We start from the raw sequence: 24,976 nt of genomic DNA on the forward strand, positions 1-24,976 counted from the left end.
CCGCCGGGCGGGCGGACAGGCTGAACGCCTGTGGAGACCAGGTAAGACCACCGCTCGCGGTGGCACAGGTCGACGAAACAGGAAGCCACAGAGGTGCCGCATGACACGGCACAGGCTGAACCCCCGGCCTTCAGGCCGGGGAGCGTGTCAAGCGCCCACTCGCCCGTCGATCCGCTCTCGCAGCAGGTCGGCGTGGCCGTTGTGCCGGGCGTACTCCTCGATCATGTGGAGCAGCACCTCGCGCAGCGCGAGCTGCCCGTGCTTGCGGTTGCCCTTCCCGACGATACCGAGGTCGGGCGCCTGGTCGACGAACCGCTCCGCGAAGGCCACCTCGGCCCGCCAGGTGTCCCAGGCCTGCGCGACCACCTCGGGGTCGGCCACAGCGCCGTCGAAGTCGCCGTCCCGCTCGTCGGCGGAGAAGTGCGACGGCGCGTCCTGCCCGTCCATGTGGTTCCGGAACCAGTTGCGCTCCACGTCGGCCATGTGGCGCACCAGGCCGAGCAGCGACATCTTCGAGGGCGGTACGGTGCGGCGGGCCAGGGCTTCGGCGTCGAGCCCTGAGCACTTCATCTCCAGCGTGAGGCGATGGTCGCGCAGGTATCCCACGAGCATCGAGCGCTCGTCCTGGAAGCCTCCGTCGGAGCGCGGATCGTCATCGGGGTGGACGAACACATTGGACCACCCGAACACCGGGACGAGATCGGAGGGATCCGGCCCGGCGACCGGTGCTGTGCCGCCGGGGCGGCCGGACGTCTCCCCGGCCTCGGCTGCGTGGCCGGCCAACGGTTCTTCTCCAGAAGTAGTGGACATACCGGTCATCATCGTCCGCTCTCGCCGCCCGCGCGATTTCTTTCCCGGCGGACCCATTCCCCCGGACGCCACCGGTGCGGAACCAGCGGGGTGGGCGTCCGGGGCGGGAGCGCCCCGGACCGTTCACGACGGCGGGAGGATGACGTGCGGCGGATGCACGGGGGACGGGAGTACGGCCACCGGGGCGCGGGTCGCGGTGAGCTGCCTGCCATAGGCCTCGTCCAGCAGCCGCTTGCGTTCCCGAAGCTGGTCGGGATGCCGCTCCTCGACCAGCCGGCACACTTCGAGCAGCGGCCCCGCCTCCATCCGCGGCTGGACGACGCCCTCGAACTCCGGACCGGTCAGCGCCCGGTCCGCGACCGTCCCCGCCTCCGCGACGGTCACGTTGCCGGTCTGCCGGTGAAGTGAGCGGATGCGCAGGATGAACCCCTCCCACGCCGAGATCATCTTCAGCCGGAGCAGGCCGATCAGCTCGTCCCGCAGCGTGCGCAGGTCGCTCCAGGACGAGTCGTAGGCACCGATGAGCCGGTCCGCCTTCCGGGACTGCAGCAGGTAGGCCCTGTTCATCCACCACAGTCGCCGCCGTGCCGCGGCCAGGTCCTCCGCCTCCCGGTCGGCCGCGGCCACCTTCACCGTCATGGCGCCGAGGGACAGCATCACGATCAGCATGATCACCGGGAGGGGCTGATACCCGCCCGAAGGGTGCACGGCGCGGATGCCGGCCCAGGTGCCGATGACGAAGAGCAGCATCACCAGGAAGCAGACGGGCAGCAGCCACCAGGCGAGCCGCAATGCCCAGCGGCCGAAGGCGGCCAGACGGGCGCCGACCCGTTCCGACCGGCTCTGCGGGCGGGCCACGGGCCGCCGGAAGGCGGCGGCCCGCCAGGTGGCCAGGGGCCGCAGCATCAGCTCGCCGGTGACCGCGATGATCACGGCCAGGGCGACACCGGGGACGATGGAGGCCAGGGACTCCCAGGCATCCAGAATCCCCGACCCCGCCTGCTCGGCGAACGACGCCTGCGCGGCCACCCTCACCTGGTCGGCGTCCCCGGTCTGCGATGTCAGGTAGCGGAACACCTGGTTGAAGTACCAGACGTCGAACAGGCCGACGCCGATCACCACCGGCCAGCGCACCCGGCGCAGCCAGCGGGAACGCCGGGGAGAGGCGTCGGCGGCCCGCTGCGCGTCCGCCAGCCGCACGGCGGCCTGCCCCAGCCGGTTCGCGGTCAGCATCAGATGCAGCCGGTTGAGCTGCCGTTCCGCGCGGGAGTAGGCGCCGGAGGCGGCGTGCCGGCGTACCGGAAGCCGCGGGTCCCGGCAGATCGTCTCGAAGCCGCTGCGCACGGCGGACAGCATGGCCCGCATCTCGGTGGCGTCGACGTCCTCGGCTTCACGCCGCCCGGTGTCCGCGGCCCGGGCGACCAGCTCGCGGACCCCGCAGACGCATCCCGAAGGGCACTGGGCGAAGGGGTCGGGCGAGCTCGCGGGCGGAGATGGTTCGCTCATGAGTCCTCGATCAGGTGTAGACGATGATCTCTACGCGCCGGTTGCACGCCATGGCGACGCGGTCGGGGATGCCGCCCTTGTACTCGGGCGAGCAGGCCGGCTTGCGTGAGCCGTATCCGGTGGCGGTCACCTCGGTGATCCCGCGGGCGCGCAGCGCCTGCCGGACCGCCTCGGCCCGCTGAGCCGAGAGGCGGCGGTTGTACGCGGGAGAGCCGGTGGAGTCGGTGTGGCCGGCGACGGCGATCCTGCGGTACCTCAGCCGGTCGAGCTGCTCGATCACCGATCCCATCGCCTCCTGCGCGCGAGCCGTCAGGCGCGCGCTGTCCAGGTCGAAGAGGATGGACGCCGGCATGGTGATGACCAGGGGGTTGCCGGGTTTGACGGTGATCCCCGGCATGCTCACCTCGGCGTCCTTGGCCGGCGGCGCGGTGGCCGCGTCGGCCGTCTGTGGCGTCTCCGCGGTCGGTTCGGGGCAGTTCGCGCCGGTCGCCCGGCACATACGGCTCCACAGGTCGAGCAGCCACACGCGGTGCGGGGTCTTCACGTCCGGCCAGCCGTCCGCGGGGCTGCCGATCCCGATGAACCGCACCGTGTAGCTCTCGTCCAGCCGGGGCAGCTCGTCCGCACAGTCCCGGACGATGGCGGGGATGACCGTGCGGTCGCCGATGTCGGCCGCCCGCAGGTCGGCGCAGCCGGTGTTGCTCAGCCCGTCGGTCGCCACGACGATCGTCTTCGGCAGCTTGCCGTACTTGCCGATCTGCTGGGCCGCCGTACTGACCGCACGCAGGACGTCGGTCTGCGGTCTCTGCGCGCCGGCGTGCAGTTTCTCGCCGAGTTCCTGTGACAGGCAGGCACGCGTGTCCTCCCGGTCCTCGCGCGTGCGGGCGGCGTTCTTGCTGTCGCCCGGAGTCGTCTTCTCCAGCTTCCAGTCGACGGTCCCGCCGAACACCCCGGCGACGACGGCGATCCTTGGCGAATCAGGCAGTCGTTCGAGGAGCGGCTTCGCCCAGTCCTGCTGCTTTCGCGGCTCCTTACGCGTGTAGCTCGTGGCCGAACCGTCGGCGAGCAGGACCGTCACGCCGTTGACGTCCGGGACGCCGGTGGGCGCCTTGACCAGTTCGGCGCAGCGGCGCTCGTCCACCGTGGCCGTCTGCGGGCCGGTCGCGGAGTCCGGTCCGAGCAGTGCCTCCCCAAGGCCGGCGCAGCCGGTGGCGGTGGGCAGCAGGCAGGCCAGCAGCAGCAGGCGGGCCCCGCGTCTCACTCGCCCGCTCATCGGCCGGTCACCTCTTCGGCCTCGTCGAACAGGCTCTGCGGGCCGGCCTCCGGATGGGCGATGCCCAGCAGGTCGTAGGTCCTGCCGAGGGCGCTGTCGGTGGCGAGCACGAACTCCAGCAGGTCCATGCGCTCGTGCCCCTCCGCCACCTTCGCGACGGTCCCCACCAGGTCGCGGGCCTCCGCCTGGCGGTCCTTGCGCATCCGGAACAGCGTGTCGGCGGCCTGCGCGGGCTTCTGTGCCATGACCACGGCGTAGGGGGTCTCCCAGTGGGGCAGGCCGTCCTTGATGAACTTCGACCACACTCCGCGCAGCTCGCCGAGCCGGTCGGCGGCCTGCTCACTCAGCTCGTAGCGGGACTCGAACTGGATCTGCTCGGTCACCGAGCGGCGCTGCAGGTCACGGATGGCGGGGTCCATGTGGACGCGGACGGCCGTCGTGCACTCGAACACGAGGCCGTCCTCGTCGGGAGCGCTGACCAGCGCCTGGCCGACCGCCTGCCGCACGCTCGCGGCGATCGCGGGTTCGGCGGGGCCGGGGCGGAAGGGCGGGAATGTCCGGGCCACCGGGCGCGCGGCCGCCTGGGCCACGGTGAGCAGATCGGCCAGCCGGCGGTCGATCTTGGCCCGGAGTGGCTCACCTTGGAGCGTTCCCGTCACGCATAAACAGAAGTCCACCTCGATGGTGAAGTCGTAGGCGTCGCTCTTCGCGGGCGTCGGGAACGAAAGAGTCCTGGTCACTCGCGTGGTGGAGGTGACGGGAAGGATCGGCGCCGGGGTCTGGGTGTCGAGCGGTTCCCGGCCGAACACGGCCTGCGTCACGCGGGACAGCCACCGGCGTACCGGCCCGCCGCGGGGCCGTGAGGCATCGTGGTCGTGCATGGACATGGTCCACCTCTGTATTCGTGGGTCAGGGAGATCAGATGGTGTCGGCCGCCTGCCGGCGGTCGTCACGGAAGCGCCACAGGCGCAGATGGAAGTCGAGACTGCGGCGGATCGCCGGATCGGCCGCGATGCCGGCGAGCAGTGTCTTCACCACGACGTCGAGACCGGGAGCGATGACCGTGGGCTGGGCCGCGGCCTTCCCGGAGCCGGCCAGGAGCAGCCACTGACGCAGCGCGTCCCAGGCCTTCTCGTTGGACTGGTCGGGGCTGAGCGCGTTGCACCAGAGCCGGGTCAGGTCGTGGCGGACGCGCGGCTGGTCGGCGGCGAGCTCGGCCAGCCGGGGCCAGCCACTGTCTCTTCCTCTGTAGGAGGCGAGACGCAACAGGCACCGTGCCGCCGCCTGCCGCCAGCGCCGGTGCGGCAACCGGGTCCACTCGGCCAGCTCCTGGACGGTCTTCTCCTCGTCACCGTCGCGGAAGACGTTGAGCAGTGCCTGTTGCACGATGCCGGACAGCTCGCGTTCGGCGCGGTCGATCGCCGGGTCCCGCCTGCCGTCCCCGCGCCGGGAGCGTCCGCCGGCCACCTCACGCATCGCGCGCAGCGCCTCGTCGGGGTCCTGCGCGCCCAGCAGGGTGCCGTACGCGGCGATGGCGGTGGCGCGGGTCTGGACGCGGCCCTCCCGGGCCCACCTGCCGACCAGGCCGCGGGTCCTCTTCGCCACTCCGCTCTCGCCGAGCCACTCCAGCGCCCAGGCGGCGGTCTGCCGGGGACGGTAGCCCCCGTCCGCGGCCCAGGGCTGGATGAGCTCGCGGATGATGACGTCGAAGTCGTAGCAGGCGAGCTTGGCCGCGGCGTGCGCGGCCTTCACCCGCACCGGTGCACGAGGGTGGTGGCCGAGCTCGCCGAGCCACCTCATCAGCGTGTCCCGCTCGCCCAGATGGTCCTGCCAGACCATCTCCAGGATCCTGGTCTCCAGGGACTCGTGGGTGAGCCGGACGCTCCGCCCCGCGCCGTTGCCCGAGGTGTCATCGGCGAACTCCACGCAGCGCGACCACGTGCTCATCGGCCCGGTGAACCACTCGCTCTGGCGCAGGTCACCGTCCCCCGCGTCCGTCACGTGCAAGGCGGCGAACCGCGCGGCCTCCCGGGCCACCGTGCCGGCCGGCTGCCGGTGCAGGACGGTCGCGCAGATGAGGAAGCTCTTGCGCCACAGGTCGCCGCCGTTCAGTTCGGCGTCCGCCTGCCGCAGGTGCTCGGTCGGGTCCAGCAGGGAGACCAGCTCGTCGTCGGGTACGTCGTTGCGCACGGCGGTCAGCACCTGCGCGGCGAGGGCCGCGGCCTGCCGGGGCGACACGCACCGCAGGACCTCCCGCTCGACCGCGGGCAGCGACAGGATCTCCCTGGCACGGTGAGGACGCAGACCGGCGGCCAGATGCCGGCCGAACACCGCCTTCGGCGTGGGCGGCCGGTGCGCCACCACCCAGTCGTCCTTCATGCTGCCCGAACCGCCCGGCTCGTTCGCGGTGACGATGATCAGGATGCTCTTCAGCGTCCGCAGATCAGCGGCGATCGGGGCGAACCACGCCAGGTCCGGGGCCGGCTCGTCCGGGCCCAGGAAGAGGATCAGCGCGCAGCCCTTCGGCACCGTCCCCGCATCGATCGCCGAGAGTCCCCGTTCGGACGCCAGGATGCGCAGGTTGCCCGCCGTGGACCGGCCGCTGCTCTCCAGATGGACGATGGCGGTGGCGATGGCGGCGGTGGTACGGCCCTGGTTCGGCGCGCCGACATAGCACTGGACGGGCGAGTGGCCGAGCGCTTCGAGCAGGAGCTCCGCGGAGGGCGTCTCTGCGTAGGTCTCCTTGAGCCGGGTGATGAACGCCGACGGCAGCGGGCCGTGCCGGGGCCGCGCGCGGACCTCGCCCCCGAAATAGCTGAGGTGGCCGGCCTGGAAGACGTGGGCGTGCTCTCCGGAGACGTGCGTCGCGTCGTCCCGCGCGCGCAGGCCGTTCATCCGGGCGGTGTGGGCGTCCTCGTCGTCGGCGTCGGCCTCGTCCCCCTCCAGCCGCTCCGCGGTGGCGTCGGCCGTGTCCTCGCCGCCGTCCGCCCGCGGCGGGCCGTTCTCCGCCGTTCCCGGCTCCGCTTGCGGCGTGTCACCGACCGGTCGGTCCCCGTCGAGGTCGACCACGGGATCGGCGGTCTCGGGCGGTGGCGTACCGGCCGGGTCCGGGGCGTCCGGCGGTTCGTCCCACGCCGGAGCGGTGTCGTCGTTCATAACTTCTCGCCGCCTTCGTGGTAGTTCGCGTGCGGTGCCAGATGGAAGACCCGTGCCTGTGTGCCCGTCACGATGGTGTGGCCGAAGACGCTGCCGCCGGGTTCCTTCGCCGCGCTCGCGGCGGCGTCCTCGGACGGGCCGTCCTCTTTGCCGGTGACCGGCAGCGGGTTCCCGTTGGAGCGGCCGGCGGCCGTGTCACCTTCCGGACCGGTCGTGCCGGCCGCCGGGGAGTCGGTGACGAGCCGGAGGGGGATCTCGTTGTTCATGATTTTTCTCCTCAGTTCCAGGGTCTGCCGGGAAGCGCTGTTACGTTTCCTGGCCAGGGCACTCGCCAGCTCCCCGAACGCCGCGTCCGCCGCTGCCGTGTCGCCCGACCGGTAGTGGGCCTCCATGCGGAGCCGGGTCAGCTCTTCGCACTGGTCGCGGTGCTCCACCACACCGAACTCGTCGCAGGCGAGCTGGTCCAGTTCCGGCGCGAGCAACTGCGGCGGTTCGCACACCAGCCGGGCTCGCAGGTGGAGGAAGAGCACCTCGCGGTACTCCCTGCGCATCCGGTCGGCGATGCCGCGCATCGACTCCGGGACGTCGCCGCCGAACGGGATGGGGCCGGGCAGGCTCAGCCGGCGCGATCCCCACTCCGCGAGGGCCCGCCGCGTCAGATCGAGCCTCTCGGATGGCGAGGTGGCGGACTTGGACCTGATGCGCGACCGGGTGAACCGGTGGTAGTCGACGCGCGCCGGATCGGCCGTCAACTCGTAGCCGACACCGTGATGGGTGCGCACCAGGCCGGCGGCTTCCGGCGCTGTTTCCCTCAGTGAGTTCCGGATGCCCGAGATGCAGCCGTCCAGCAGGCCCTGCGCCTTCACAGGATCGCTTTCCGGCCACAGTGAACGGATGAAGGACTCCCTTTCCAGCCTCCCCCCGCGCTCGGCCATAAGAGCTGTGGCCAGGCGCTGCTTACGGTCACCGAAGGACACCTTGTGTCCCTCGACCAGCACTTCCATGGTGCCCAGAATTCTGATTTCCAGATTCATTTCCGGAGAACTCCAGATCTGCCCAGAGTAATTGCAGACGGCCTTGCTGGACTGGTTCACGTGACCGAGCGGGTCACGAGAACCGAAACGAAAGAGGTCATCGAATGAACGGGTTCGACCGCGAGGAACTGGTGTTCAGGGCCGCCTGCGAGGGCGGCGAGTGCGTGGAGGTGGCGGAGAAGGACGGCGTGTGGTGCGTCCGCGACTCCAAGGACGCCACGGGCCCGGTGCTGCGGTTCACCACCGCCGAATGGGCCGCGTTCATCTGGGGCGTGAAGCTCGGCGAGTTCGACGTCCGGTAGGGGTCCCCCTCGGGGCCGGGAGCCACCCGGCCCCGAAGGGCCCCCTCGGCCGGCCTCATCGGCCGTCCCCCCGGAACTCGGCGATCAGCTCGCCCAGGAACCGTCGTGCGTCGTCCCCGGACAGCGCCGACTCGCCGTAGATGGACCAGCGGCTCCGATAGAGCTCGACATCGGAGGGGTGGTAGGCCTTGACCCGGGAATGGATGGTCTCGACGGTCACGAAATCGTCCGACTCCTCATCGGCGGGTTCGTAGATGGTGAACGCGTGCGAGTTGGGCGCGCGGGACTCGCAGTCGATCGGCAGCACCCCGATCGACACGTTGCCGAGTGTGCTCACCGAGCTGATCCGGTCGAGCTGCGCGGCCAGCATCGCCCGCGGGCCCGGCCGCCAGCGCAGAGCCGCCTCCGTGATCAGGAAGTGGAACGACCGGCTCTCGTCGTAGAGGAGCAACTGGCGGTCCAGTCGTGCGGCGAGCGCGGCGGCGGCCTCCTCCTTGCTGTAGGGCACCTGGAACATCGAGAAGATCCGGCGGGCGTACTCGGCGGTCTGCAGGAGGCCGGGCACGATCGTCGGCTGGAAGGTGAACGAGCACCTCGCGGCGCTCTCGGTCGCACCGATCTCATGTTGCAGGTGAGGGCGGTCCCGAAGTTCGGTCTTCCAGGAACGGATGTCGGTGTGCGCGGCCTCGGTCAGCGTGGCCAGCAGGTCACGGGCCTCCGAGGACGCGTGCACGGCCTCCGCCCAGTCGTGCACTTCGGGCAGGCTGGGCACCACCGCGCCCGACTCGATGCGTGAGACCTTCGACTGGCTGATCCGTACGCGCTGGGCCAGGTCACGGCCGGAAAGCCCCGCCAGGTCGCGAAGGCGGCGCAGTTCGGCCCCCAGCCTCCGCCGCCCGTCGTCGAGGCCGTCCATCTGGTCGTGCACCATGTGACTCCGAATCGCGTACATATCAGGATGAATCGCCCTATCTCCCCATCAGGACGATTCTGCGCTATTCGCGGAGGTGCTTACTAGACCAGCGTGGTTCGGGGTTGTCAAGCGGAATGCACCGTTCCACAACTGAGAGTTCTGGTGACACTGAGTCAGGAGAGGGGGACAAGGAGGTGAATCGATGCGAAATGATGCATGGTTCGCCGAGGTGACGCCGAATCACCGGCGTCCACAGCGGCGCGCCTCGGCCGGTCGGGACGATGGTGGCCCCGGAGGTTCCGGTGACGGTGATGTCACCATTCGGGCAGCCGGGTCGCTGTCCGGATCGGCCAAGGCGCATGTCGGATGACATGGGATGCGTTCGCGCTCGCGATCATCGCCGCGGCGGGTGTCGCCGGCCTGCTCCTGACCCAGGTGCGCGACGTCCTGATGAAAGTGGTGGAGGTGCTGGACGCCTGGAATCTGGTGCGCAGGTCATGGATCACCCGGAGAGGGGAGCGGCCCGCGGAGGAGGAAGGGGCTGAGGGTTAGGCGGGGCGGCGCGCCGCAGGCGGTGATCAGACGGAGGATGGAGCCCGCTCGCGACGGGAGCGGGCTCCGGGAGAAACCGGTCGCGGCGAGCAGGCCGGCGGGAGCTGCCGGAACGCCGTTCGTGGTGGCAGGTACGGTCGGTGCCGGGGCGTTCAGGAATCCATGGGTAACACTCGTCGTGCTCGGACCACTTCCTGGTGTCGATACCAACATCGGGGACAGAGGGAGCGGGCGGTGACGGACGAGGCTCAACGGTTCACCACCATGTACGACCAATGTCGTCAGCGTGTGTGGGCCTATGTGGTGGCCCAGGCGGGACGGCAGGTCGCCGACGAGGTGGTGAGCGAGACGTTCGCCATCGCTTGGCGCCGATTCGACGACGTGCCGGACCCCGCCCTGCCATGGCTGCTGGTCGTCGCGCGCAACGTGCTGCGCGACACCATCCGCGCCGAGGCCAGGAGGGAGTCACTGGCCGCCGAGCTGCGGGGCTGGACCGAGGGAGACCCGGCCGAGCACGTGACCGAGCGGCTGGCCGTGCTGAAGGCCGTGGCGGCGATGAGCGAGGAGGACCGCGAACTGCTGCTCCTCGTGGCCTGGCACGGTCTGGGCCCGCGCGAGGCGGCGCGCGTCGTCGGCTGCTCGCAGGCGACCTTCCGCGTGCGGCTGCACCGGGCCCGCAAACGGCTGGCCCAGGCGATGAAGGCCGCGCCGGCCGCGCGCCGCCCTTCCCGGGTGCCCGATCTCAGTGAGGAGTGGTCATGAACCCGATGGACGAGCTGCGGGCCGCCCGTCCCGCCCACCTGGACACCCCGGTGGACGAGCGCACCCGGGCCGCCGAGCTCACGGCCGCCATGGCCGCGCCCAGGCCGCCGCGACGCGACACCCGCGCCCGGCGGACCGCGGGCGCCCGGCCGCTGTGGGCCCTCGGCGGCCTTGCGACGGCGGCGGCGGCCACCGCCGTGGCGATCGGCATGGCCGGCACCGGAGGCGTGGTCCCCACGTCCCCGCCGAGCGCCGCCCTGCCCGTGACCTCGGCCGGTCGGCCGGAAGTCCGGCTCTCCGCGCGGCAGGTCCTGCTCGCCGCGGCCGAGTCGTCCCTCAAGGCCCCGGCCGCCACCGGCGCGTACTGGTACGTCGAGACCGTGAGCGGCTCGGCGTACGAGACGGGCGAGAGCGAGCGGTACATCGTGCACAGCACCGGTCGCAGCCGGACCTGGGTGGCCCGCTCGCCGCACGGCACGAGCTGGTGGGTCAGCCAGAACCTCGGCGCCAAGCCCGCGCCCGGCGCGGAGGACGCCTGGCGGCGTGACGGATCGCCCGCCAAGTGGACGATCCAGGCATCGGCCGGCGGCAACGGCAGGAAGCTCCTGGAACTGGACACGAAGGCCGGCAGGCCGTTCGGCAACCCGATCAACATCGGGGACAAGGTCTTCGACCTGGCCGGGCGCAACGTGTCGGTCGCGGAACTGCAGGCACTGCCCAGCACGCCGGGCGCGCTCAAGGAGCACCTGCTCCGCGGGTACGCCGGGCACGGCACCGAGTCCACCGGCGACAAGATGGACGCCGACACCTGGCTCTACCAGGTGACCGCCGGGCTGCTGAGCGACATGCCGGTCAAACCCGCCGTGCGGGCCGCGGCCTACCGGGTGCTCGCCGGCCTGGACGGCGTCCGCTCACTGGGCTCGGTCACCGACGCGCTGGGCCGCGAGGGCCAGGGCATCGCACGGGCCGAGGCATGGTCGGGCGGCGGCTTCGAACGGCAGCTCATCATCGACCCCGAGACCGGCCTCCTGCTCACCGACCAGCTCGTCGCGGTCCACCCCACCGGCTCGTACGCCTGGGCCAAGCCCGGCACGGCCACCTGGTGGTCGTCCGTCGTCAAGGCGGAGTGGACCGACACCAAGCCCGTCAAGCCGTAACGGGCGCCCGCATGAGGGGTCGCCGCTGCCCCGCTCGATGTGCGATAAGCGTTCCTTGCGTTCTTCCTCCCGGTTAGGTTGGCCCTCGGGATCGGGGGTCAGGCCTGCGGGCCGGGGAGGGGGAGCGCATGGTCGCAGCCGTCGGTGGCCCTTCGGGCGAACGGTGGACGAGCGCGATCGTGGATCCCGAACTGCCGGACGACGTCGCAGGCCTGCTGCGGGGCAACGCCCGGATGCTCTCCCGGGTGCGCGCCGGCTGGATCCCGCCGCCGCCGGCCGAGCTCGAGAAGTCGCCGATGCGCCGCCTGCGGATCCTGATCGCGGGCGGGGTGTGGCTCGCGCTCGTGGCGCTCCTGATCGCCGGCCTCATCGACAGGGTGGTGTTCACCTTCCTGTTCGCCCTCGTCCTGCTGACCTATCTGCTCACGCGTGGCGGCGAGGTCGGGGACGAAGACGAGCGGCCCGACGATGCGGAACGGCGCGTGTACGAGCACGCCCGGCGCTACCAGGGGCGTTATCTGCTTCCCGAGGACTTCGATCTCGCGAGCCGGGAGCTCCTCATGCGGACCAGGAGCGCCGTCTCGTTCGTGCTGCGGTCCCGCGTGCACCGGGAAGGGCTGCTGGACGACGTGCGCGACGCGGTCGTCCTGCCGGCCCAGGAGTGGGACATCGCCCGTCTGCTGGCCAAGCTGTCCGCGCTGCGGACCGAGCACAACGAGATCGTCGGCGCGACCACCACCCGCGAGCTGTCGGCGGTGACGGCTCCCTTGGAGCGGGCGCTGGCCGCCGGCGAGGCCGCCGTCGTCGCGCGGGTCAAGGCGGTGGAACGCTACGCACGTCACGTCGCCGAGGCCGAGCGCGCCTACCAGGCTCGCGACCAGATCGAGGCACTGCACGCGCGGCTCCCCCGGTACGAGGACCTGCTGGCGGAGGCCGGCTCCGACCGCATGGCCGTACCGGAGCTGCGGGCGCTGGCGGAGGACGCCGAACGGCTGGAGGAGGCGTTACGGGAGAGCGTGCGCTCGGCTCGGCACGCCTTCCGCCATCTGGACGGCCCGGAGGAGCTCGATGCCCGCGAGGCGGACCCGCCGCCGCCGGCCTGAGGGGCTGTGCTCGCGCGTGACCGAGCCTCTGCGCGGCGGGCGGTGCGCAGAGGCTCGGCGGCGCGGGACCCGGGACGCGGCGGTCGTTCGTCGCGTTCGTCCCGGGGGGAGCCGTTCAGGTGTTCCGTCCGGGGCCCGCTGAAGGCCGAGGTGCGGAGACGGCCTTCAGCGGGTGAACGGGACGGGCCATGCGGCTCCGGTTCGGTATCCGGCCGTGGGTCAGGAGGCCATGCAGGTCACGTTGGAGGGGACGTTGGTGCTTCCGCTGGCGAGGAAGCCGAAGGTCGTGGTCCCGTTGGCCGCGAGATTGCCGTTGTAGCTCAGGTTGGTCACCGTGACGTTGGAGCCGCTGGCCGACAGGGTGCCGTTCCACAGCTGGTTGATGGACTGGCCGTTGCCGTAGGTCCACTGGATCCGCCAGCCGTTGATCGCCGAGTTGCCGGCCCGCACGGTGACCTCACCCTGGAAGCCGCCCGACCAGCTGCTGGTGACCCGGTAGGTGCCCGAGCATCCGCCGGGCTGCGGGGTGGGCGTCGGAGTCGGGGTGGGCGTCGGGTTCTGCGGGGTGGGCGTCGGAGTCGGGGTGTTGGTGGGCGGCGGCGCGGCGATGGCCAGGTCGTAGGCCCGCTGCGGCACGAACTGGCCGGCCGGGGCGATGCAGCCGTCGGACTCGCCCGGGGGCTTCACCCACAGGTAAGCGGCGATCGCGGAGTCGCCGGTGTTGGTCGTGCTCCAGGTGCCGGTGGCACGTCCGCCCGGGTCGCACCACTCGCTGCCCGCCGCGCCGTTGCCGTTGCGGCTGGTGTCGATGACGGCCTTGAGGTTCCCATTGCCGAGCGCGGACAGGACGCTCTTGGCGTAGGACACCAGGCCGGAGGTGGACCGGTAGTTGGAGACGTTGACCGAGATGCCGTCGGCGCTGTTGTTGATGTCGGCGCCCCGCAGGCGGTTCGCGGCGTCCGAGGCCCCGACCCAGGCGTCGTGGCCGATGTCGAAGTACACCTTGACCTGGGAGGAGGTCGACTTGAACTTCTTGCCGGCGTAGGCCATGGAGGCCTGCACCTCGGCCTGCTGGGAGGAGTTCATGCAGTTCGGCATGATCGCCAGCGCGTCGGGCTCCAGGATGATGGTCGCGGGACGTCCGCCGAGGCCGGCCGCGACCTGGTCGATCCAGGAGCGGTACGAGGCGTGGTCGGGCGCGCCGCCCGCGCTCGGGCCGCCGCAGTCGCGGTTCGGCATCTCGTACACCACCACGATCGGGATCTTGCCCGCCGCGGCGGCGCCGCCGACGTAGGCGTCGACCTGCGAGCGCACGGCGGAGGGGTTGTAGCTGGCGAACCAGCGGCCCTGCGGCACGGCGGCGATCCGGTCCCTGATGACGGCCGTCTTGCTGTCGTACGGGTTGGCGGCGACCCATTTCGCGGCGTTGGTGTTCGGGTCGACGTAGAACGCCGAGTCGGCGGCCTGGGCGGGGGATGAGGCGAAGACGACCGCCCCGGCCGCGGCCATGGCCGCGGCGGCGGCGATCGCTGCCGTCAGGGGCCTAGTACGAGCCATGCGATAACTCCCGTCCGTTAGGTGGGAGCGCTCCCACCGGCTTTGACCGGATGGTAGGTAGGCTTATGCCGTTGCCAGAAGGGCCGGGGCGGCCGGTGAAGATCCGTGGCCTCATCCCCGCAGGAAGAGCGCCTCCAAGGCCATCTCATCAGCTGAAACTTTCAGCACAACGGCCCGATGGCGGCTGTGATCGGTCCAGGTCGGGTGAGTTCAGGTTCTCGTCCGGGACAGTGGGCTCGGCTCGCGCACCGACGAGCCGCGGTCCACGCGGACGTCCGCCGGCCCCGTCCGCCGGTGGCCCGGGGTCTGTGCCCGCACGCCTCTCTTCGGGCCGTCCTCAGCCCGCCTAGTACAGGGCGGCCTGCGCCGGCCGGCGAAATGTGCGGGCTTTTCAGGATTCGGTGGCTGGTGCCGCCAGGCTGGAGAAGGCGGCGCGGTCCCGCTCTCAGGCCGGCGGTAGGCAACGGGGCGGACGGTCGGAGACGGGCCAGACGTAGGGCAGATCGTCCGGCTCGTCGCCGAAGATCGGCCGGTAGAACTCCGGGTACTTGCGGAGCAGGGCCGACCGGTGGCTGAGGTGCAGGGCCTCGTCGCCGAGCCAGGGCGGCAGCTCGCCGGCGCCGCGCAGCAGCGACTGCGGGCGTGGCGCCGCGACATCGCAGTGCTCCGCCAGTTCCCTGCTCATGGTCGCCGCGCAGGTGTCCGCCCGGCCAAGGGAGCACCAGTGGTGGCACACCGCCAGGCCATAGGCGACCAGGGCCTCCTCGTAGCCGGCCCACATGCCGACGACGGGATGGTGGCGCCAGCCGTACCCGCGCACGGTGAGCGCGCGCAGCACCTGGAGCGCCTCGACCCGCTGCTTGCCGAGCCGGAGCGGGTCCAGTACGCCCGCCGTGGCGGCGAAGTCCGGATAGGGAAGGAAGGTCTGCACCGATCGCCGCCCTCCCCGCACGCGGCCGGCGCCGCTCGCCGTCCGTCGTCTCCCGTCCCTGCGCTGGACGCCTTGACCCGCCCTCGTCGTAGCCGGGACACCGCAGGCCGTACCCGGTGTCCTACCCGGATGCGGATCCGGGCCTCCCCTAGCCGCAGACCGGCTTGACGGGCCAGGGGGCCGGATGTCAGGACCCGTTGTGCGGCATTCGCCGGTGAAATCCCGCTCTCCGCGCGACGAAGGCGGAGGTCGGGCGGGTGCCGGCGCGTGGTGACGATTTCTGATGGTCGTCTTGACCAAATGTCAGTCAGGTTTGCCGAGCAATTTGAAGGAAGCACCGCGATCCCCGTCGATGGGACGTTCTTCGTGGGCGAATGGCGTGCCGGGGGAGTGACGCGGGGTTCGCATGGGCGCCGCGCCCGGTCGCGTAGACGCGGATTGATTGGGGAGCAGATGCTGAACCGACGACGATTACTGGCTGCGGGCGCCACCGTGGGTGGTGCGATGGTGCTCCCGTTCACCGGGCTGGGCCTGCCCAAGGCCACCGGAGCGGCGGCTCCGAGCAGGGCGCCCGGGCTCGCGCGGAAGGGCGCGGTGCCCGCGGTGGCTCCGGTCGTCACGCCGTTCACCGTGAAGATGCCCGTCCCGCAGGTGCTGCAGCCGGCGCAGACCACCGCCACCGCCGACATCTACAAGATGGTCATCAAGCCCGCCGCGACCGAGATCATCCCCGGTGTGGCGACCCAGGTGCTGACCTACGGCGGTCAGTTCGTCGGGCCGACGATCCGCGCCAAGACGGGCCGCGCCGTGAAGATCGTGTACGGCAACTCCCTGGACATGCCGGCGAACGTCCACCTGCACGGCGGGCACACGCCGGCCACCAGCGACGGCCACCCGATGGACCTCATCCAGCCCGGTCAGGTGCGGCTGTACGACTACCCGAACAAGCAGCAGGGTGCGACGCTGTGGTACCACGACCACAGCCACCACATGGAGGCCGAGCACGTCTTCCGCGGCCTGCACGGGTTCTACCTGATCGACGACGCGGCGGAGAAGGCCCTGCGCCTGCCGTCCGGCGCCTACGACGTGCCGATCATGCTGCGCGACTCCGCGTTCGACGAGAACAACGAGCTGCTCTTCTTCGGCGACCCGGCCGAGCGCACGACGATCCTGGCCAACGGCAAGATCAAGCCCTACTTCCAGGTCGCCCGCCGCAAGTACCGCTTCCGGCTGCTCAACGCCTCCAACGAGCATGTGTTCAAGCTCAACCTGGGTGGCGAGACGATGATGAAGATCGCCTCCGACGGTGGTCTGCTGCCCGCGCCGGTGCCGGTCACCGAGATGGTGCTGGCCTCCGCCGAGCGTGTCGAGATCGTCGTGGACTTCGCCCGCTACCCGATCGGCACCCGGCTCGAGCTGTCCAACGGAAGCGACCCGGTGCTGCGCTTCGACGTCACCAAGAACGCCTACGACGACAGCCTGCTGCCCGCCACGCTGCGCCCGCTGCCCGCGATGCCCGCGGCGACGGTCAACCGCGAGGTGCGGATGAACTTCGACCTGAGCGGGGAGGCGCCGGTCGGCCTGGTCAACGGGCTGCCCTACGACCCGAGCCGGGTGGACTTCCAGGTCAAGAGGGGGACCACCGAGATCTGGAACGTCATCAACACCGACACCTTCGACATCGACCACACCTTCCACCTGCACCTGGAGCAGTTCCGGGTGATCGGCCGCAACGGCGGGCCGCCGCTACCGCAGGACCAGGGGCGCAAGGACACCGTCCACCTCCCGCCGCACGAGTCGGTGCAGATCCAGGTCACCTTCGGCGACTATCTCGGCAAGTACGTGTACCACTGCCACTACCTGGAGCACTCCTCGATCGGCATGATGGCCCAGGTCGAGATCGTCCCCTGACGCGTCTCCCCGCCGCCTCCGCCTCCGCGTCCCGTCCGGGCGCGTAGCGCCGTCCGCCCTGTCGTCCACGGGCGGACGGCGCTATAACGAGGTGCGCGCAGGCCGCCGGGCTGGATACCCTCCGCGGGGAAAGGCTCGGAGAGGATCGTCGTGGCGCATGTGGAAGTCGGCCGGCTGACCTACGTCCTTCCGGACGGGCGGCCGTTGCTGAACGAGGTGTCCTTCCGGGTCGGCGAGGGGGTCAAGGCGGCCCTGGTCGGGCCGAACGGCGCGGGCAAGACCACGCTGATGCGGCTCATCGCGGGCGATCTGCGACCCGTCGAGGGCAGCGTGGCCTCCTCCGGCGGCCTCGGCGTCATGCGGCAGTTCATCGGCGGCATCCGCGACGGCCGCACCGTCCAGGATCTGCTGCTGTCGGTGGCCCCCGAGCGGGTGCGCGAGGTGGCCGAGCGGCTCAACGAGGCCGAGCTGGCCATGATGGAGCGCGACGACGAGAAGACGCAGATGCGCTACGCGCAGGCGATCACCGACTTCACCGACGCCGGCGGGTACGACATCGAGATCCTCTGGGACACCTGCACCATGGCGGCGCTCGGCGCCCCGTACGACAACGTCAAGTACCGCGAGGTCGGCACGCTGTCCGGCGGCGAGCAGAAACGCCTGGTGCTGGAGGCCCTGCTGCGCGGCCCCGACCAGGTGCTGCTGCTGGACGAGCCGGACAACTATCTCGACGTGCCCGGCAAGCTGTGGCTGGAGCAGGCGCTCAGAGAGACGCCCAAGACCGTTTTGCTCGTCTCGCACGACCGCCAGTTGCTGGCCAACGCCGCCGAGCGCATCGTCACCGTCGAGTCCGGCGGCGTGTGGATCCACGGCGGCGGCTTCGCGACCTACGCCGCCGCCCGCAGAGAGCGCAACGAGCGGCTGGACGAGCTGCGCCGCCGCTGGGACGAGGAGCACGCCAAGCTCAAACGCCTGGTCTCCATGCTGAAGCAGAAGGCCACCTACAACGATGGCATGTCCTCGGCCTACCACGCCGCCCAGACGCGGCTGCGGCGGTTCGAGGAGGCCGGGCCGCCCGAGGAGGCGCCCAAGGACCAGCTCATCAGCATGCGCCTGCGCGGCGGGCGCACCGGCAAGCGGGCCGTGATCTGCGAGGGCCTCGAGCTCACCGGGCTGATGCGGCCGTTCGACCTGGAGATCTGGTACGGCGAGCGGGTGGCGGTGCTCGGCTCCAACGGGTCGGGCAAGTCACACTTCCTGCGCCTGCTGGCCGGTGAGGGCATCGGGCACGAGGGCGTCGCCCGGCTCGGCGCGCGGGTCGTCCCCGGGCACTTCGCCCAGACGCACGCCCGTCCCGAGCTGCGGGGGCGCACGCCGTGCGAGATCGTGATGGCCGAGCACGCCAAGCTGAAGAACGAGGCGATGAAGGCCCTGGCCCGTTACGAGCTGGCGGGGCCGGTCGCCGAGCGGCGCTTCGAGACGCTGTCGGGCGGTCAGCAGGCCCGGTTGCAGATCCTGCTGCTGGAGCTGTCGGGCGCGACGCTCCTGCTGCTGGACGAGCCCACCGACAACCTCGACCTGGCCAGTGCCGAGGCGTTGCAGGACGGGCTCGGGCAGTTCGACGGGACGGTGCTCGCGGTCACGCACGACCGGTGGTTCGCGGCCGACTTCGACCGCTACCTGGTCTTCGGCGCCGACGGGCGGGTGTACGAGGCGCCCGAGCCGGTCTGGGACGAGGGCCGGGTGGCGCGGGAACGCTGACCCCGCGCCGGGGGGCTCGGCCGTAAAGATTCGGTGCGGGGCGCGCGTGTCGGAGGAGTCGCGTGCTACCGGCCGGGCTATGACGGCCTTGTGACCCACCGTAGTCGATACACTACAGCGCTCGCACTGGCACTCGGACTGGCGGCGTCGGCGCTGCTCGCCGGGTGCGGCGGCGACGAGTCCGAGCAGAAGCGGGCGGAGCCCAAGCCGCTCGTGGTCAAAGAGCAGACCTCGTCGGTCAGCCAGGGGACCGGGGGGTACGTGGTGACGTGGGCCGGAGTCCTCGTCAATCCCAACCGCTGGCTTTTCGGGGAGAACGTCGCGGCCACCGTGGTCGGGCGGGACGCCTCCGGCAAGGAGGTCGTCCGCATGGAGCAGCCGCTGGACGCCGTCCCGCCGTCGGGCGCGCTGAAGTTCACCGGCCAGGCGACGGCCTCGGCACGCCCGGTCGACGTCCGGCTCACCTACCGGCCCGCGGTGTGGCGCAAGGCGTCGCGCATCCCGTCCGCGTACGTGCCGTTCCCGATCTCCTCGGCCGGCACCGAGAAGCTCGGCAACGGTTCCTACCTGGTGACCGGCGCGGTCGCCAACCCGTTCCAGCGGGCGGCGACCAGCCTGGTGGTGACCGCCCTGCTGCGCGACAAGGCGGGCAAACTCATCGGCGGCGCGAGCACGTACGTGGACGACGTGCACGCGGGGGCTCCTCGCCGGTTCGTCCTCACCGTGGACGGCCTGAGCGGCGCCGGACCGGTGGCGCGCACGGACATCACCGCTCGCACGTGGGGGTCGAGCGGCCGGCCGTACGAGGAGCTGGCCATGAGCGGCGCGCTGCCGGCGAGCACCGCCAAGCCGCGGACCCCGCCGTTCGCCCGGGACCGCGGGTACCAGGCGATGCCGCTCGACCGACGGCCGTGAGCGTGGGGTTGACGATTCCCGTCACCGGCGACCGCGAGCCGGCCGCACTATGGATCTTGAAATCACCCGCGGGTTACGGTACTTACATGACTTCCCCCCGGATCGTCCTGTTCGGTGCCACCGGGTTCACCGGCAGGCTGACCGTCGACGCGCTCCTGGCCTGCGGCGCCCGTCCGGTGCTGGCCGGCCGCAGCCAGCAGCGGCTCTCGGCGCTGGCCTCGTCGTTGCCGGTGGAGCTGCCGACGGCCGTCGCCGACGTGCACCGGCCGGCGACGCTGCGGCGGATCATCGAACCGGGCACCGTGCTGATCTCCACGGTGGGGCCGTTCGCCCGCTGGGGCGAGCCCGCCGTCGAGGCCGCGATCGAGGCCGGAGGCGTCTACCTGGACTCCACGGGCGAGCCGGCGTTCATCAGGCGGATCTTCCAGCGGTACGGGCCCGCGGCGGCCGCGGCCGGCGCCACCCTGCTCACCGCGTTCGGCTACGACTACGTGCCGGGCAACCTCGCGGCGTCGCTGGCGCTGCGCAAGGCGGGGCCCGACGCCGTCCGGGTGGACGTCGGATACTTCCTCCGGGGCAATCTCGCCCGCCGGGCGAGCGCGGGGACGCGGGCGTCGGCGCTCGGCATGCTCCTGGCGCCGATGTACGGCTTCCGTGACGGCCGCATCCTGCGCGAGCACGGCCGCACCCGCGTCTTCCAGGTGGACGGGCGGGCCAGGCACGCCCTGTCGGTGGGAGCGTCGGAGCACTTCGCCCTGCCGCGCACCCATACGGGGCTGCGGGAGGTCAACGTCTACCTGGGCTGGCTCGGCGGTCTGACCCGGGCCGCCGGAGTGCTGGCCAAGGCGACGCCGTTCGTTGCGGCGATCCCCGGGGCCAAGCGGCTGACCGAGGCGGTGGCCGACCGCATGCTCCGCTCACCGCGACCGGCCACCGCGGCACCGGAACCCGGTACCGCGACCACGGCGGGCGACGGCGCTCCGGGACGCGGTGACGCGGCCTCGGGACCTGCCGGGACGGCGCCGGACGGGGCGGGGCTCACCTCGCAGGTGGTCGCCGAGGCGTACGACGACCGCGGCAGGAAGATCGCCTCGGTGGAGCTGCACGGCGGTGATCCGTACGACTTCACCGCGCGCGTGCTGGCGTGGGCGGCCACCACCGCCGCCACCGGCGGCGTGCACGCGTGCGGAGCGGTGGGCCCGGTCGAGGCGTTCGGGCTGGACGTCCTGGCTCGCGGCTGCGCGAACGCGGGCCTGCTCGCCGCCTGACCACGACGAGGGCACGTGGCTCGGAGAAAGTCGTTACGGTCGCTAGAAATCACCTTTCCGGTCCTTCTGGTGTTCCGCCCGGCTTCTCATCATCGGTCGTCATTCACGATGATGAATGCCGCTATATCGTAACGTCCGGCATCGAGATGTGATGCCGGTGACCTGGCTATTTGTCGGCACATGCTAGGACTTGCCCGCGATCTGGGCCGCTGCCGGGACTTGTCGAATATGGCGGCATATCGAGCGTGAATCGGGCGGAGAATCGCCGCTGATTCCATCACGGAATCACTACAAGCCCGGTCATTACCCGGGAAACGGTGGAGCTGCTGGTTACCGAGCATTTACTGTCGGTGACATGAATGACAGCGTCCTGGTCGAGGCGCTCCGCGCCCGCGATCCTGGGGCCCTCGCTGCCCTTTACGACACCTACGCCGAGAGCCTCTACGGCTACGCCCTGGCCCTGCTGGGGAGCCCGGACACCGCCCAGGTGGCGCTGCGCGACACGTTGATCGCGGCCGAGGCCCACATCCACGCCCTCACCGACCCCGGGCGGCTGCGCGTGTGGCTCTACGCGCTCGCGCGTGGCGAGTGCGTGCGCAGGCGTACGGCACTCCAGGGGACGGCCGGCGACGAAGCCGAGCCGGTCACCGAGCCCGCGCCCGCCGCGGGCTCCGGCCTGCGACTGGTGGCCGCGAGCGCGGTCGCCGCCCTGCCGGAGGACGAACGGGAGGTCCTCGACCTGCTCACGCGGCACGACATCCCCGAGGACGAGCTCGCCGTCGTTCTCGGCGTCACCGCCGCGCACGCCGAGGAGCTCCGGCAGACCGCTTTCGCCCGCCTGCAAGATCTGGTCACCGCCGAGATCCTCGCGCGCGGCGTCGCTCCGGAGTGCGCGGGCAGGACCGACGTCCTCGCCGGCTCCTCCGGCGGCCTGGACGACGAGACGCGCGAGCTGCTGCTGGAGCACGTCGACCACTGCGCCGACTGCGCCCCGCACCGCGAGCGCCAGGTCTCGGTGGCGAAGGTCTTCGACCTGCTGCCCGTCGCCGAGCCGCCCGAGACCTTGCGCGTGCGGGTCATGAGCTGCTTCATCGACCCCGAGCTGCTGCCCTACCGTCGTTTCGTCGCCCGGCGCGCCGGGCTGCTCGACGCCGACGGGTTTCCCGCGGGGGTGCCCAAAAGGGCTCAGCGGGCTCCTGCGGTCCTGGTGGGCGCTGTGGCGGCGCTCGCTATCGTCGTAGCCGGCATCGTGCTGGTCGGCGCCGTGCGCGACGCCGAGCGGCCGATCTCGGGTGGGGAGCACATCGCGCCACCCTCGGCCGGGCCACCGGCCGCCGCCGTCTCCGGCCCACCCACGCCGCCGGCGGCCGGCGGCACGCCGTCCCGCGCGCACCCGTTCCCGGCCCGGCCGGTCGCCGCGGTCGGTCCGGCCGCCCGGACCTTCGCGCCGGCGCGCCCGCCCGCGGCGCCGCTCCCCACGGTGCGTCCGCCACGGCCGTCCCCCTCCGTCCCCGTCCCCACCCCGTCCTCGCCCGCCTCCCCGGCACCGCGGCCCACGCCTCCGCCGCCGCACTCCGTCCCGACGCACGGCGGGCCTCCGGCGGTCACACCCCCGCCGACCGTGCCCCAGCCGCCCCGGCCGCCACGTGAGCGGCCGCCGGTCCCGGCGCCGACCACCGAGCCGCAGCACGGCCCGCGGCGCACGCCCTGCCCGAGCCCCACCACGCAGGCTCCGGCGGCCACCCCGGCACCCTCGGCGGCGGACGGCGCGCCCTCCGGGCGGACCGCGCCGCCGGTCCCGGCGCCCTCAGCCCAGGCCGCCGGTCGTGTTCACCCTCAGTGACGACTCTCCGCTGGGCGGCCGGGTCTGCCCGCGTGCGGCCGCCCCCGAGCTGACCGCGCTCGTCCCCCGCATCCACCGCACCGCCTGGCCGGTGTGGCTGGATCCCGGGCCGCGCATGCTGCGGGACGTGCTGGAGCTGTGCCGCCTGCAGACCGCCCGCGGGCTCGCCGTGCTGTGCTGGCTGGCCCGCGGCGAGGCGCCCGCCGACGTCGCGTGGCTGTGGCCGGGCCGCCGTCTCACCGGGCCGCGCCAGCAGCTCATGTACGCCGCGGCCACGGCCGTGCCCGACCCCGTCCTCGGCCTGGTGGTCGCCAACTGGACGTGGGTGCTCGACACCCGGTTCGCCGGGCAGGTCGTCGGGCCCTACCTCGCCGGCACCGCCTATCCGGACGACGGGTACACCGCGGCGCAGGCGACCGTGACGCTCATGCGCATCTGGGAGCGGCACGCCGAGGCCAGGCCCGCGCTGGGCGCCGCCTGGGCGGCCTGCCGCACGGTCGCCGACTGGTGCAAGGCCGCCGAGCTGGGCGCCGCGTACGGCCGCGCGGCGCCGGTCTTCACCTACCCGCGCGGCCCGCTCCCCCCGGCCGCCGCAGTGCGCCCCTGGATCGCCCGGCTGCTCCGGCTCGACACCTGAGCTATCGGGGCGTCACGGACAGTAGCGGCCGGGAGTGTGCGGGACGTCACGACGGGGAAGATCTGCCGGATGTGGGACGCGCACCCTCCCGTGCCCACGGCCTGACTTCCCGCGTGGCGAGCCTGAGAGGGGTGCGCATGCCACACGCCGTGCTCCGCCGTGCGGCGGCCATGTCGGCCATGACGACCGTGACGACCGTGACGACCCTGGTGGCCGGCGTCCTCGGCGCGGCCGGAGCGTGCCCGGGCCCCGCCTGGGGCGCCGTCGCCGCCCGGTCTTCGCCGGTCGCCCGCCTCGCCGCCGGCGCCCATGCCATCGGTCTTCGCACCGCCGGCTCCCGCGTGGCCGCGCTGCCCGGCGGTGGGGCGATCTGGACACCCGGCCCGTGGGCGGCGTCCTGGGCGCGGCGGCGCCACACCGGCGCGGGCCCCGGCGACCGCGTCGCCAACTGGGCGCTCACCCAGCTCGGCAAGCCGTACGTCTGGGCGGCGGCCGGGCCCCACGCGTACGACTGCTCGGGCCTGACCATGCGCGCCTGGCAGCGGGCCGGGGTGGCCCTGCCGCACTGGACGGGCACCCAGTGGCTCTCAGGGCCGCGCGTCACGGCCGACGGGCTGCGCCGCGGAGACCTGCTGTTCTTCGGGCGCAGCCCGCTCGACCCGCGCTCCATCGGCCACGTCGGCGTCTACATCGGCGGCGGTCAGATGGTCCACGCGCCGAGGACCGGCGACGTGGTGCGCATCGCGACCATGTGGCGGCCGAACCTCGTCGGGGTCGTCCGCCCCCGGCGCCAGGGCCCCGCGTGAGCACGCCGCGCCAGGGCCCGGCGAGGCCGTGCCGCGACCGGAGGAAAGGCCGGCACCTGGCAAGGCCAGTCCGATCGCGGGCGCGCCAGGACCTGGTGGGTGCGTCGTGCGACGCGGTGAGATCGTGCCGTGCCCGCTCCGAGGCGTGCCGGAGCAGGCGCCGCGCGGGCCACGCCGGGCGGCCGGGCTCAGTGGTGGTCGTCGTCCGCCAGGGGCTCCTCCGCGGCCGCCGCCTCCCGCTCGTGTTCCTCGTGCCGCAGGTGGCGCTCGATCGAGCGCCGGATCTCCACCTCGGCCTCCTTGCGGCCGACCCAGTTCGCGCCCTCGACGGACTTACCGGGCTCCAGGTCCTTGTAGACCTCGAAGAAGTGCTGGATCTCCAGCCGGTCGAACTCCGGCACGTGGTGGATGTCGCGGATGTGCTCCATGCGCGGGTCGGTGGCCGGGACGCACAGCACCTTGTCGTCGCCGCCCTTCTCGTCGGTCATCCGGAACATCCCGACCGCCCGGCAACTGATCAGGCAGCCCGGGAACGTCGGCTCCTGCAGCAGCACGAGCGCGTCGAGCGGGTCGCCGTCCTCGCCCAGGGTGTTCTCGATGAAGCCGTAGTCGGCGGGGTACTGCGTGGAGGTGAAGAGAAGACGGTCGAGCCGGATGCGGCCCGTCTTGTGATCGACCTCATACTTGTTGCGTTGTCCCTTGGGGATCTCAACGACAACGTCGAACTCCACTGCGGTTCCTCCGCTCAAGCCTCCCGGGGGGTCCGGGGTGGGCGTTAA

Annotated in this window: 22 protein-coding genes; 12 read left to right on the plus strand and 10 right to left on the minus strand. The window is 72.0% G+C overall.

Going from position 1 to position 24,976, the window contains the following annotated elements; genetic code table 11:
* Positions 1–147: 147 nt before the first annotated feature.
* The 6 genes from IEY93_RS11325 to IEY93_RS11350 all read right to left on the minus strand — a co-directional run bounded on the left by IEY93_RS11325 (position 148) and on the right by IEY93_RS11350 (position 7,839).
* Entirely contained in the window at positions 148–783 is a 636-nt protein-coding gene (locus tag IEY93_RS11325; RefSeq protein WP_229691049.1) for a DinB family protein, read from the minus strand.
* A gap of 150 nt (positions 784–933) precedes the next feature.
* A complete protein-coding gene (locus tag IEY93_RS11330) occupies positions 934–2,316 on the minus strand; it encodes a hypothetical protein (RefSeq protein ID WP_189162970.1) in 1,383 nt (460 codons plus the stop codon).
* Positions 2,317–2,326: 10 nt separating this feature from the next.
* Positions 2,327–3,589: an OmpA family protein gene (locus IEY93_RS11335; RefSeq protein ID WP_189162971.1), complete on the minus strand. Its 1,263-nt coding sequence runs from the start codon at positions 3,587–3,589 to the stop codon at positions 2,327–2,329.
* Positions 3,586–4,470, minus strand: a complete 885-nt coding sequence (locus tag IEY93_RS11340) for a hypothetical protein (protein ID WP_189162972.1) — start codon at positions 4,468–4,470, stop codon at positions 3,586–3,588. The genes IEY93_RS11335 and IEY93_RS11340 overlap by 4 nt, the downstream gene beginning before the upstream one ends.
* Positions 4,471–4,507: 37 nt before the next feature.
* Entirely contained in the window at positions 4,508–6,745 is a 2,238-nt protein-coding gene (locus tag IEY93_RS11345) for a hypothetical protein (protein ID WP_189162973.1), read from the minus strand.
* Positions 6,742–7,839: an AfsR/SARP family transcriptional regulator gene (locus tag IEY93_RS11350; protein ID WP_189162974.1), complete on the minus strand. Its 1,098-nt coding sequence runs from the start codon at positions 7,837–7,839 to the stop codon at positions 6,742–6,744. Before IEY93_RS11350 ends, IEY93_RS11345 begins: the two co-directional genes overlap by 4 nt.
* Positions 7,840–7,883: 44 nt before the next feature.
* Between IEY93_RS11350 and IEY93_RS11355 the strand changes: the two genes are divergently transcribed.
* A complete protein-coding gene (locus IEY93_RS11355) occupies positions 7,884–8,081 on the plus strand; it encodes a DUF397 domain-containing protein (RefSeq protein WP_189162975.1) in 198 nt (65 codons plus the stop codon).
* Between the two features lie 55 nt (positions 8,082–8,136).
* Here the strand turns inward: IEY93_RS11355 and IEY93_RS11360 are convergent, their stop codons facing one another.
* The gene (locus IEY93_RS11360) at positions 8,137–9,012 is read right to left on the minus strand and encodes a helix-turn-helix domain-containing protein (protein ID WP_189162976.1); all 876 of its coding nucleotides are present in this window, start codon (positions 9,010–9,012) and stop codon (positions 8,137–8,139) included.
* A gap of 348 nt (positions 9,013–9,360) precedes the next feature.
* On the opposite strand from IEY93_RS11360, the gene IEY93_RS11365 reads away from it, so the two are divergent.
* From IEY93_RS11365 to IEY93_RS11380, 4 genes are all read left to right on the plus strand, one after another.
* Positions 9,361–9,546: a hypothetical protein gene (locus IEY93_RS11365; protein ID WP_189162977.1), complete on the plus strand. Its 186-nt coding sequence runs from the start codon at positions 9,361–9,363 to the stop codon at positions 9,544–9,546.
* A 234-nt stretch (positions 9,547–9,780) separates the two neighbouring features.
* Positions 9,781–10,308 carry an RNA polymerase sigma factor gene (locus IEY93_RS11370; protein WP_229691050.1) on the plus strand — a complete coding sequence of 176 codons (528 nt, stop codon included), beginning with the start codon at positions 9,781–9,783 and terminating at the stop codon, positions 10,306–10,308.
* Positions 10,305–11,465 carry a CU044_5270 family protein gene (locus tag IEY93_RS11375; RefSeq protein ID WP_189162978.1) on the plus strand — a complete coding sequence of 387 codons (1,161 nt, stop codon included), beginning with the start codon at positions 10,305–10,307 and terminating at the stop codon, positions 11,463–11,465. Before IEY93_RS11370 ends, IEY93_RS11375 begins: the two co-directional genes overlap by 4 nt.
* 128 nt (positions 11,466–11,593) lie before the next feature.
* Positions 11,594–12,568, plus strand: a complete 975-nt coding sequence (locus IEY93_RS11380) for a hypothetical protein (RefSeq protein WP_189162979.1) — start codon at positions 11,594–11,596, stop codon at positions 12,566–12,568.
* A gap of 219 nt (positions 12,569–12,787) precedes the next feature.
* Here IEY93_RS11380 and IEY93_RS11385 read toward each other — a convergent pair whose 3' ends face one another.
* A complete protein-coding gene (locus IEY93_RS11385; protein ID WP_189162980.1) occupies positions 12,788–14,125 on the minus strand; it encodes a glycoside hydrolase family 6 protein in 1,338 nt (445 codons plus the stop codon).
* A gap of 445 nt (positions 14,126–14,570) precedes the next feature.
* Complete coding sequence (locus IEY93_RS11390; RefSeq protein WP_189162981.1) at positions 14,571–15,056, minus strand: MSMEG_6728 family protein; 486 nt, start codon at positions 15,054–15,056, stop codon at positions 14,571–14,573.
* 504 nt (positions 15,057–15,560) lie between these two features.
* On the opposite strand from IEY93_RS11390, the gene IEY93_RS11395 reads away from it, so the two are divergent.
* The 7 genes from IEY93_RS11395 (at position 15,561) to IEY93_RS11425 (ending at position 24,197) form a co-directional block, all read left to right on the plus strand.
* Positions 15,561–16,967, plus strand: a complete 1,407-nt coding sequence (locus IEY93_RS11395) for a multicopper oxidase family protein (RefSeq protein WP_229691051.1) — start codon at positions 15,561–15,563, stop codon at positions 16,965–16,967.
* A 150-nt stretch (positions 16,968–17,117) separates the two neighbouring features.
* Positions 17,118–18,728 carry an ABC-F family ATP-binding cassette domain-containing protein gene (locus IEY93_RS11400; RefSeq protein ID WP_189162983.1) on the plus strand — a complete coding sequence of 537 codons (1,611 nt, stop codon included), beginning with the start codon at positions 17,118–17,120 and terminating at the stop codon, positions 18,726–18,728.
* Between the two features lie 90 nt (positions 18,729–18,818).
* Positions 18,819–19,643: an FxLYD domain-containing protein gene (locus tag IEY93_RS11405; protein ID WP_229691052.1), complete on the plus strand. Its 825-nt coding sequence runs from the start codon at positions 18,819–18,821 to the stop codon at positions 19,641–19,643.
* Positions 19,644–19,729: 86 nt separating this feature from the next.
* On the plus strand, positions 19,730–20,911 hold the full coding sequence (locus IEY93_RS11410) for a saccharopine dehydrogenase family protein (RefSeq protein ID WP_189162984.1): 1,182 nt from the start codon (positions 19,730–19,732) through the stop codon (positions 20,909–20,911).
* Positions 20,912–21,266: 355 nt separating this feature from the next.
* On the plus strand, positions 21,267–22,754 hold the full coding sequence (locus tag IEY93_RS11415; RefSeq protein WP_189162985.1) for an RNA polymerase sigma factor: 1,488 nt from the start codon (positions 21,267–21,269) through the stop codon (positions 22,752–22,754).
* A complete protein-coding gene (locus IEY93_RS11420) occupies positions 22,738–23,391 on the plus strand; it encodes a hypothetical protein (protein ID WP_189162986.1) in 654 nt (217 codons plus the stop codon). Before IEY93_RS11415 ends, IEY93_RS11420 begins: the two co-directional genes overlap by 17 nt.
* Before the next feature lie 179 nt (positions 23,392–23,570).
* Complete coding sequence (locus IEY93_RS11425; protein ID WP_229691053.1) at positions 23,571–24,197, plus strand: C40 family peptidase; 627 nt, start codon at positions 23,571–23,573, stop codon at positions 24,195–24,197.
* A 188-nt stretch (positions 24,198–24,385) separates the two neighbouring features.
* On the opposite strand, the gene IEY93_RS11430 is transcribed toward IEY93_RS11425, so the two are convergent.
* Entirely contained in the window at positions 24,386–24,928 is a 543-nt protein-coding gene (locus tag IEY93_RS11430) for an inorganic diphosphatase (protein WP_203968580.1), read from the minus strand.
* Positions 24,929–24,976: the final 48 nt, after the last annotated feature.

Source organism: Sphaerisporangium melleum (assembly GCF_014646695.1).
Lineage (GTDB): Bacteria > Actinomycetota > Actinomycetes > Streptosporangiales > Streptosporangiaceae > Sphaerisporangium > Sphaerisporangium melleum.